The 9,747-nt window shown below is 72.8% G+C and carries 10 protein-coding genes; 5 read left to right on the top strand and 5 right to left on the bottom strand.

Going from position 1 to position 9,747, the window contains the following annotated elements; all coding sequences use genetic code 11:
- From ABTY56_RS32745 to ABTY56_RS32735, 3 genes are all read left to right on the top strand, one after another.
- Positions 1–1,659: NAD(P)/FAD-dependent oxidoreductase (locus tag ABTY56_RS32745; RefSeq protein ID WP_350633006.1), on the top strand; the 1,659-nt coding region annotated here is incomplete at its 5' end.
- A 51-nt stretch (positions 1,660–1,710) separates the two neighbouring features.
- Complete coding sequence (locus ABTY56_RS32740) at positions 1,711–2,007, top strand: antibiotic biosynthesis monooxygenase family protein (protein ID WP_350633005.1); 297 nt, start codon at positions 1,711–1,713, stop codon at positions 2,005–2,007.
- A 102-nt stretch (positions 2,008–2,109) separates the two neighbouring features.
- Entirely contained in the window at positions 2,110–3,141 is a 1,032-nt protein-coding gene (locus tag ABTY56_RS32735; RefSeq protein ID WP_350633004.1) for a methyltransferase, read from the top strand.
- A 63-nt stretch (positions 3,142–3,204) separates the two neighbouring features.
- On the opposite strand, the gene ABTY56_RS32730 is transcribed toward ABTY56_RS32735, so the two are convergent.
- The 5 genes from ABTY56_RS32730 to ABTY56_RS32710 are packed head-to-tail and all read right to left on the bottom strand — an operon-like array spanning position 3,205 to position 8,018.
- Positions 3,205–4,182 carry an aldo/keto reductase gene (locus ABTY56_RS32730; protein WP_350633003.1) on the bottom strand — a complete coding sequence of 326 codons (978 nt, stop codon included), beginning with the start codon at positions 4,180–4,182 and terminating at the stop codon, positions 3,205–3,207.
- Positions 4,183–4,185: 3 nt separating this feature from the next.
- On the bottom strand, positions 4,186–4,965 hold the full coding sequence (locus ABTY56_RS32725) for a cyclase family protein (RefSeq protein WP_350633002.1): 780 nt from the start codon (positions 4,963–4,965) through the stop codon (positions 4,186–4,188).
- Entirely contained in the window at positions 4,965–6,203 is a 1,239-nt protein-coding gene (locus ABTY56_RS32720) for an FAD-dependent monooxygenase (RefSeq protein WP_350633001.1), read from the bottom strand. The genes ABTY56_RS32725 and ABTY56_RS32720 overlap by 1 nt, the downstream gene beginning before the upstream one ends.
- Positions 6,200–7,177 carry an aromatase/cyclase gene (locus ABTY56_RS32715; RefSeq protein ID WP_350633000.1) on the bottom strand — a complete coding sequence of 326 codons (978 nt, stop codon included), beginning with the start codon at positions 7,175–7,177 and terminating at the stop codon, positions 6,200–6,202. The genes ABTY56_RS32720 and ABTY56_RS32715 overlap by 4 nt, the downstream gene beginning before the upstream one ends.
- A gap of 55 nt (positions 7,178–7,232) precedes the next feature.
- Positions 7,233–8,018, bottom strand: coding sequence for an SDR family NAD(P)-dependent oxidoreductase (locus ABTY56_RS32710; protein ID WP_350632999.1), 786 nt, complete (start codon positions 8,016–8,018; stop codon positions 7,233–7,235).
- 238 nt (positions 8,019–8,256) lie between these two features.
- On the opposite strand from ABTY56_RS32710, the gene ABTY56_RS32705 reads away from it, so the two are divergent.
- The gene (locus tag ABTY56_RS32705; RefSeq protein ID WP_350632998.1) at positions 8,257–8,697 is read left to right on the top strand and encodes a nuclear transport factor 2 family protein; all 441 of its coding nucleotides are present in this window, start codon (positions 8,257–8,259) and stop codon (positions 8,695–8,697) included.
- Between the two features lie 304 nt (positions 8,698–9,001).
- Positions 9,002–9,682, top strand: coding sequence for a response regulator (locus tag ABTY56_RS32700; RefSeq protein ID WP_350632997.1), 681 nt, complete (start codon positions 9,002–9,004; stop codon positions 9,680–9,682).
- Positions 9,683–9,747 lie beyond the last annotated feature (65 nt).

Below are 9,747 nucleotides of genomic sequence, written 5' to 3'. Positions count from 1 at the left end.
CCCGCCGGAACCGCCGGAACCACCGGGACCACCGGAACCGCCGGAACCTCCGAACCGTACGACGTGATCATCGTCGGCACCGGGCTGTCCGGCACGATGCTGGGCTCGATCCTCGCGCGGCACGGATTCCGCACCCTGCTGCTGGACGGCGCCCAGCACCCGCGCTTCGCCATCGGCGAGTCGACGATCGGCCAGACCCTGGCCCTGCTGCGGCTGATCGCCCAGCGCTACGACGTCCCGGAGATCGGGTACCTGGCGAGCTTCCCGGACACCATCAAGCACGTCGGCAGCTCCCACGGCCAGAAGACCAACTTCGGCTTCCAGATCCACCAGGAGGGCACGGAGCCGGACCCGGCCCAGAGCAACCAGCTGCGCATCCCGGAGGTCATCGGCTACGCCGCGCACTACTTCCGCCAGGACACCGACGCCTACATGTTCCACACCGCCGTCCGCTACGGCTGCGACGCCCGGCAGAACTTCCGGGTGGAGCGTCTGGACCTGCGCAAGGACGGCGTCTCGGTCGCCGGGGCCGACGGCACGGTGTACGAGGGCCGCTACCTCGTGGACGCCAGCGGCTTCCGCTCCCCGCTGGCCCACCAGGAGGACCTGCGCGAGGTGCCGACCCGGCTCAAGCACCAGGCGCGGTCCATCTTCACGCACTTCATCGGCGTGCAGCCGTACGACGACCACATCGACGTGCCCGCCGGTCAGCGCCCCCCGGAGCGCTGGAACGACGGGACGATGCACCACATCTTCGACCGCGGCTGGATGTGGGTCATCCCGTTCGACAACCACGAGAACGCCACCAACCAGCTGTGCAGCGTGGGCATCCAGATCGACCCGCGCACCTACCCCGAGCGCTCCGACCTCACCCCGGAGGAGGAGTTCTGGCTGCACGTGCGGCGCTTCCCGGCGGTCGAACGCCACCTGGCCGGCGCCCGCCCGGTGCGCGAGTGGGTGCGCACCGGCCGGATGCAGTACTCCTCCAGCCGTACCGTCGGCGACCGCTGGTGCCTGATGTCGCACGCGGCCGGGTTCCTCGACCCGCTGTTCTCCCGCGGTCTGGCCAACACCTGCGAGATCATCAACACCCTGTCCTGGCGGCTGATGGACGCGCTGCGCGAGGACGACTTCGCCCCCGAGCGCTTCGAGTACGTCGAGCGCCTGGAGCAGGGGCTGCTCGACTACAACGACAAGCTGGTCAACTCCTCGTTCATCGCCTTCGCCGACCACCGGCTGTGGGACTGCGTGTTCCGGCTCTGGGGCAGCGCCAGCATCCTCGGCGGCCGCCGGCTGGCCACCGCGATCGCCCGCACCGTCGCCACCGGCGACGACTCGCACTGCCGCGCCCTCGACGACGACCGCTACCCCGGCCTGTGGTGCCCGACCGACTTCTACCACGAGCTGTTCACCGAACTGGTCGAGGTCTGCGAGCAGGTCGAGGCCGGCGGGATCGGCAGCGAGGAGGCCGCCCGGCGGATGCAGCGGCGGATCCGGGAGTCCGACTGGATGCTTCCCGCGCTCGGCTTCACCGATCCCGCCACCCGCTTCATCGACCCGACCCCGGCGAAGATGCGCGAGGTCGGCGAATGGGCCCGCAACCACACCAGCAAGGAACTGCGGGAGTTCCTCGCGATCGGCCACCGGGAGCTCGACTGACCCCGGCGCCGCGCAACGCCCCGTCCGTACCGAACCCCTTCAGGAGGAACCATGCTGACCATCGTCAACAAGCTGACCGTCACCGGTGACCGCGCCGAGTTCGAGCGGCTGCTGGGCGAGATCACCGGCTACATGAAGAGCCGGCCCGGCTTCGTGTCGCACACCCTGTACAAGTCGCTGAAGGACGAGAACGTCCTGATCGAGACCGGCACCTGGGAGAGCCGCGAGGCCCACGCGGCGGCCCTCCAGGGCCCCGGGTTCCGCGACCGGGTGGGCCTGCTGATGAAGCACGCCACCGCCGAGTTCGAGCCCTGCCTCGAAATCCCCGCGTTCCCCGCCGGCCAGTAGCCGACGACCGCACCGCGGCGGCCGGGAGCCCGCGTTCCCGGCCGCCGCGCCGCACGTCCAGGTGCCCCTGGATCCCGCCCGAGTTGAGGAGAGGCAGCACACATGAACGACACCGAGGCCGCCGGCTTCACCGCCGTGATGCGACTTCGCGAACTGGCCATGAGCGGCGCGTACGCGGCGACCGTCCGAGCGGCGGCCCGGCTGCGCGTCGCGGACGGGATCGGCGAGCGCCCGACCACCGCCGAGGAGCTCGCGGCCACCGTCGGCGCCGAACCCGGGACGCTGCTGCGGCTGCTGCGGGCGCTGGTCGCCCACGGCGTCCTCACCGAGGGGCCGGACGGTTTCGCCCACACCGAGGCGTCCCGGCTGCTGCGCGAGGACGCCCCGCGCAGCCTGCGCAACATGGTCCTGTGGGCCACCGAACCGTGGACCTGGGCGGTGTGGGGCCTGCTCGACGAGTCGGTGCGCACCGGCAAGGGCGTCTTCCAGGACGTCTTCGGCAAGGAGTTCTTCACCTACCTCCACGAGGACGCGCCCGCCTCCGCCGAGATCTTCGACCGCGCCATGACCGAGTCCAGCCGGCTGTCCGCCAGGACCGTGGCCGATGTCCTCGACCTCGGCGGGGCCGCCACGTTCGCGGACATCGCCGGTGGCCAGGGCCTGGTCCTGGCCACGCTGCTCGAGCGCCACCCGCAGCTGCGGGGCACCCTGCTCGACCTGCCCGACGTGGTCGCCGGCGCGGACGGGCGGCTGCGCCCCGGCGGCGCCCTCGCCGGGCGCGCCACGCTGCTGCCGGGCGACTGCCGCGACAGCATCCCGGTGAAGGCCGACTTCTACCTCCTGAAGAACATCCTGGAGTGGGACGACGAGAGCACCGTGACCACCCTGCGCAACGTCCGCGCCGCGGCGCCGGCCGGCGCCCGGGTGGTGGTGATCGAGAACCTGGTGGACGGCAGCCCGGAGATGCGGTTCACCACGGCGATGGACCTGCTGCTCCTGCTCAACGTGGGTGGCAAGAAGCACACCCGGGCGGGCTTGTCCGCGCTGATCGCCGAGGCCGGGCTCGAGCTCGGCGGGGTGCGGCAGATCGGCCCGTACCTGCACTGCTTCGAGAGCACCGTCCCGGCCTCCTGACCCACCACGGAGTGAGGGCCCGAGCCGTGAACCACGGCTCGGGCCATCACTGTTGACGTTCCGTCAGCCGTGGTCGACGGTGGCCAGCAGGCCCGGCGGGTAGCGCTCGCCGGCCGGGCCGTGCGGGGGCAGCAGGCCGTCCAGCGCCTCGGCGACGGCCTCCTCCAGCCGCAGCTCGGCGGCGCCGAGGTCGGCTTCCAGGTGGGTGCGGTCCAGGGTGCCGGGGATCGGCAGGACGCCGTCGTGCGAGAGCAGCCAGGCGAGGGCGAGTTCGGCCGGGCCGGTACCGGCCTGCCGGGCCAGTGCGGTGAGCTCGTCGGCCAGCGCCAGGTTGGGGCCCAGGTTGCCGGGAGCGAACCGGGGGTCGCGGTGGCGGAAGTCGCCGGGGGGCAGTGTCCGCGGGTCGATCCGCCGGCCGGCCAGCAGGCCCGAGCCGAGCGGCCGGTAGGCGACCAGGGTGACGCCGGACTCCCGGCAGACGGGCAGGATCTCCGCCTCCACGTGCCGTTCCCAGAGCGAGTACTCGGTCTGCAGCGCGCTGACCGGGTGGACGGCGTGCGCCCGGCGCAGCGTGGCGGGCGCGGCCTCGCACAGGCCCACCCGGCCGACCTTGCCGGCCGCGACCAGCTCCGCCAGTGCGCCCATCGACTCCTCGACCGGCACCCGGGGGTCGATCCGGGCCAGGTAGTAGAGGTCGATCCGGTCGGTGCCCAGACGCCGCAGCGAGGCCTCGCAGGCCCGGCGCAGGTGCTCGGGGCTGCCGTCGAGGCCGGGCGGGCCGCCGTCGCGGTGGAGGATGCCGGTCTTGGTGGCGAGCACGACCCCGTCGCGCCGACGGCCGAGGGCGCGGCCGAGGATCTCCTCGCCGGCCCCGCGGCCGTAGTAGTCGGCGGTGTCGAAGAGGGTCACGCCGAGGTCGAGGGCGTGCCGGACGATCGCGGCGGGGTCGTCCGCCGGGCCGTAGGCGCCGGCCAGGGGGAGCCCGCCGAGGCCGAGTGCGGAGACGGCGGGCCCGGACCGGCCCAGGGAGGTGGTCCGCACGGTTCAGTCCTCCAGCAGCGCGACGGCGCGGGACCAGCCGGCGCCGGCCCGCGCCAGCTTGACCGGGAAGCAGGAGACGGTGAAGCCGTACGGGCGGGGCAGCGTGTCGAGGTTGGCGAGCCGCTCGATCTGGCAGTACTCGCGGTCGCGGCCGGCGAAGTGGGCCGGCCAGAGCACCGAGCGGTCGCCGGTCTCCCGGTAGGTGTTCAGGATGTACGGGAACGGCGCGTCCAGGCTGAAGGCGTCGGTGCCGATGACCCGGACGCCGAGGTCCAGCAGGAAGTGGACGGCGGGGCCGTCGAGGCCGGCGAAGTCGGAGAAGTAGGCGGGGGTGCCGAGGTGGCGGTCGGCGCCGGTGTTGAGCAGGGCGATGTCCATCGGGGCCGGGGTGTAGCCGATCCGGTCGAGTTCCCCGGCGAGCAGGTCGGCGCCGACGGCCCCGGTCCCGGCCTTGGTGAGGTCGAGGACGAAGGCGGGCCGGTGGAACCAGTCGAGCGGGAGCCGGTCGATCGTGCGGGGGCCGCCGTCCCGGTAGGAGGCGCGGGTGCCGTAGTGGGCGGGCGCGTCGATGTGGGTGCCGGTGTGGACGGTGAGGGTGAAGGTGTCGTTGTTGAGGAACTCGCCGTCCGGGAGCGCGTCCACGTCGAAGTCGACGCCGAAGTGCTCCCGCATGGATTCGGCCATGTGCAGGGCGCCTTCGCGCGGCGTCATGGTGACGTGGGTGACCGGGTCCGGCTCCCAGAAGGTCGCGTCCACGGGTGAGGAGAGGTCGATCAGCTGCATCACTGCCCCTGGGTTCGGTAGTCATGGACGGCGGCGGAGGGTGTCACGTCGATGGCGCGGTTGCCGAAGGCCAGTTCGGCCAGCACCTTCCGGTAGATCGGCGAGCGGGAGAGCAGCGGCGCGAGCAGGGGCCGCAGCGTTCCGGCCGCCCGGCCGGCGGAGAGCATGCCGCGGCTCTGCAGGCGCTGGATGCGCATGATCCGCGCGATGTCGCGGTGCCGGGCGGCGGCGTACCCGCGGACCGGGCCGCTCTCGCCGCCGGCCGCCAGGGAGGCGAGCAGCGCGGGGTGGAGGGCCACCGCGTCCTGCACCGCGAGGTTGATCCCCTGGGCGCCGATCGGGCTGTGGGTGTGGGCGGCGTCGCCGATCAGCACCAGCCCCTCCCGCACCCACTCCCGGGCGACGCCCGAGAAGACGTCCAGCAGGGTCAGGTCGCCGAGCGCGGTGATCCGTTCGCGGACCTGGTCGGCGTACATCGGCATCGCGGCGCAGATCATCTCCCGGACGGCGTCGGTGCCCTGCGCCGCGAGCGGGCGGTAGCCGCCGTGCGGGAGGGTCCAGCCGACCTGGATCGCGTCCGGCACGGCGGTGTACGCGAGGACGGGGTTCCCGCCGGCCCGGAAGATCCGCACCTCGTTCAACGGCCTTGCGTCGGCGGGCAGTTTGAACCAGAGGACGTCCTGGTCGAAGACGTCCAGCCGGCCGGCGTCGATCCCGGCGAGCCGGCGCACCTTGGAGTAGCGGCCGTCGGCGCCGACCGTCCAGCGGGCCCGGACCACCTGCTCGCCGCCGCGGCCGGAGGCGACCACGCCGCGGACCCGGCCGTCCTCGGCGTGCAGGGCGCCGACCTTGGCGCCCTCCAGGTAGCGGAAACCGGACAACTCCCTGCACCGGTCGAGCAGTTCCTCCAGGACGTGCCGCTGGGGGATGCTCAGCAGGCAGTTGAACGGGCCGGGCAGCCGCCGGTAGTCGCCGTCGATCAGCGTCCGGCCGCGTTCCGTGAGCACGAACCGGTCGTGCTCGTGGCTGCCGCGCTCGCGCGCGCCCGCCAGCACGCCCAGCCGGTCGAGCAGGGTCATCCCGCCGGGCTGGAGGATCTCGCCGCGGAACTGCCGCTCGAACGAGCGCGAGCGCTCGACCAGGACGACGTCCACGCCGGAGCGGGCGAGCAGCAGGGCGAGGGTGAGGCCGGCCGGGCCCGCGCCGACGACGCAGACCTCGGCCTCCAGGTCGGTCACCGGCCCGGCCCGGAGCCGGGGCCCGTCTTCGGGCCCTCGCCGCTCTCGACCAGCGCCCGGGCGTGCTCCAGTGTGGTGCGGCTGTTGGCCCCGAGGGCGGCGCGCACCGCGGCGCGGGCCTGTTCCAGGGTGGCGTCGGGGCCGAGCAGGGCGGGGACCGCCTCGGCCCGCAGGACCACGGTGTGGTGGGAGGTCGCGGCGACGCCCTCGGCGGTCTCCTCGAAGGTCCACGCGCCGGTGTGCGCCGCCATGACCGGGGGCAGCACGGTCTGCTTGTAGACGATCCGGTCCGGCAGGCAGACCCGGACCGACTCGGTGGTGTGCGTCGTCCCGTCCGGCGCGCGGGTGTCCATCACCATCTGCTGGATGCCGTCCGCCGGTTCGGTCAGTTCCAGCCGGGCCACGTGCGGCAGCCGCTCGGGCCAGAGTTCGCAGCGGCGGATGAACTCGTACGCCTCCGCGCGCGGGCCCCGGACGAGCACGGTGTCCTCGAAGGAGAGCAGCAGCTCGTCGAGTCCGGGGTGGCGTTCGGCGATCTCCTGGAGGCAGGCCAGCTCCGAGCGGGAGTTGCGGTCCACGGCCCGGTCGATCCAGGCGAGGTCCGGCGCGCTGTCCCCGACGGCGGCGAAGGAGTGGCCGAGCACCACCTCGGTGCGTCCGTCGGCCGCGGGGTTCATCGTCCAGTTGCCGGTCATCGACGCGACCGGCGCCTGCGAGACCTCCTGGCGGAACTCCACCCGCCGGGCGGCCGGGTCGAGTTCGCGCAGCGAGGTCCAGGTCCGCACCTCGCCGTTGGCGAAGGCCCAGATCCGGATCCGCTCCCGGCGGTCGTCGCCGTCCACCCGCTCGGCGTGGACGGTGGGCGTGAACAGGTGCGGCCAGCCGCCGACGTCGGCGACGAGGCGGTAGAGCGTCTCGGCGGGCGCGGAGACGAGGATGCGGTGGTCGGTGTGGCGGATGTCCTGCGCGGGCACGGTGGCCCTCCTTCCGTGGGGTCCGGCTGGGCGCCGGGCGGCCGGGGCGCCGGGATCAGTAGTTGCCGAGCCCGCCGCAGACGTTGATCGCCTGGGCGGTGACCGGGCCGGCGGCCTCGGTGGTGAGGTAGCCGACCATCGCGGCGACCTCCTGCGGGGTGCTGTAGCGGCCGAGCGGGATCTTCGCCTCGAACCTCTCCAGCACCTCGGCCTCGGTCACGCCCCAGTGGGCGGCGTAGCCCTGCCGGACCCGGCCGGCCATCGGCGTCTCCACGTAACCGGGACACACCGCGTTCACGGTGATCCCGGTTTTGGCCAGTTCCAGTCCCAAAGCTTTGGTAAATCCGACGACACCGTGCTTGGAAGCGGAATAGGGAGCTCCGAGCACGACACCCTGTTTTCCGCCGGTCGACGCGATATTGATGATTCGCCCCCAGCTCCCGTCCCGCATGCCGCCGCGGGCGAGGACCTCGCGGGTCATTCGGAATACGCCGTTGAGATTCACCTCGATCACGTCGCACCAGGTCTCGTCCGGAATCTCGGCCGTAATCCCGCCACCGCCCCGGCCGGCGTTGTTCACGAGGATCCCGATCGGCCCGTAGCACTCCACCGCCGCGGCGACGGCGACGGCGATCTGCTCGGTGGAGCGGACGTCGCACCCGACGCCGTCCGCCTCCACTCCCTGGTCCCGGAGCCGCTCGACCGTGGCCGCCACGTCGTCCCCGGTGCGCGCGCAGACGAACACCCGGTCGCCGCGCCGCCCCAGCTCCTCGGCCACGGCGAGCCCGATCCCGCTCGTCCCGCCGGTCACCAGCGCGACCCGCTCCTTCTGCTCCGCCATGTCTCCGCCTTCCCGCCGGTGTCCCCGCCGCCGGTCGCGCGCGGGGCTGTGCGTCGTCACACTCCGGCGGACTCTCCCGGGACCGGTTCAAGACACCCTCAAGGCGCGGCGGAACGGCGGACCGTCGGCCGCCCGGCTGGACCGCAGCTCCAAGAGATCTCCAGGCCCACCTGCGAGGGTCGGTCACCGTTCGTCCCGCCCACCCGCAGGCACCGCCCGCCGCCCCGAGAGGAACCCGATGACAGCCCACGAGGTCGCCCCACTCGCCGACACCGACACCTACCTGCGCGTCCAGCACTTCTACGCCCGCCAGATGCGGCTGCTCGACACCGGCGCCACCGACGAGTGGGCGGCCACCTTCGCCGAGGACGGGGTGTTCGCCGCCAACGGCCTGCCCGCGCCGGTGCGCGGCCGCGGCAACATCGCGGCGGCGGCCCGGGAGGCCTCCCGCCGGCTCGCCGGGGCGGGTGTGGTGCACCGCCACTGGGTGGGCATGCTGACCACCGAGCCGGCGGAGTCGGGCCGGCTCCGGGCGACCTGCTACGCACTGGTCCTGGAGGTGCCGCGCGGCGGCGAGGCGACGGTGCACCGCTCGACGGTCTGCGTCGACCTGCTGGAGCCGGCCGGTGACGGCTGGGTGGTGGTGGACCGTCGGGTCACCCGAGACGACCTCGACTGAACGGCCGACCGGTCGGTTTTTCCCTGAGTATTCGCTGAGCAGGCGGACAATCAGACAGTCTTCGTATTGTCAGGTAATACTCCTCCGTGGCAGGGTCAAGCAACAAGATCCACGCACGATCGACCCATCGACCCAGAGCCCCAGAACGGGGGAGAAGAACCGTCATGTCGACCACAGAATGCGCGGAGGCTTCTCTTTACCAACGAAGCGGATCATTACTCACCGGTATTCGAAGCGCTCCCGGCCGACCTGCTGCAAAGATCGCCAGTAACCCGGTCCGTCCCAACGGCAGAACGGTGTCGAAATGAAACCGCTTGAGCCCGCCCGGGTACTGCTCATCGACGACCACACCCTGCTGCGGCAGTCGCTGCGGCAGGTCCTCTCCGCCGAACCCGACCTCGCGGTGGTCGGCGACACCGGTGACATCGACGAGGCCGTCACCCTCGCCGCCACCACCGCACCCGACGTCGTCCTGCTGGGCGGCGAACTGCTCGACTCGGAAGTCGCGGAGGCGGTCCGGCGGATCGCCTCGGTCTCCCCCGACGCCCGGGTCATCGTCCTGAGCATGAGCGACCGCCCCGCCGACGTCCGCGACCTCCTGGACCTCGGCGTGCGCGGCTTCATGCTCAAGAGCGTGAGCCGCTACGAACTCCTCGCGGCCATCCGCGGGGTGTACAGCCGCGACCAGTCGACCCTCGCCGTCTCCCAGCACAGCCTCGCCCAGCTCAGCCGGCAGGCGGCGGTCACGCTGTCGGACCGGGAACTCGAAGTCCTCGTCCTCGCCGCCCAGGCGCTGACGAACTTCCAGATCGGCTCCCGGCTGGGCATCGCCGAGGGCACCGTGAAGCGTCATCTGCGCAACGTCTTCGGCAAGTTGGGCGCGGTGTCCCGGATCGACGCGGTGAACAAGGCCGTCGCCGCGTCGCTGATCCCGGTCCCCACCCGCACCCGGGGCGCCCCGCTGACGGCGGGCCGTCAGCCCTGACCGCTCCCGGGACCGACGACGGCCGACGCGCTGCCGGGGCAGCCGGTTGCGAACGGCCGGGCGCG

Origin of the sequence: Kitasatospora sp. NPDC097691 (assembly GCF_040302665.1) — a bacterium.
Classification (GTDB): Bacteria; Actinomycetota; Actinomycetes; order Streptomycetales; family Streptomycetaceae; genus Kitasatospora.
The sequence above is the reverse complement of the archived record's forward strand: the minus strand, read 5'-3'. Positions and strand labels throughout refer to the sequence as shown.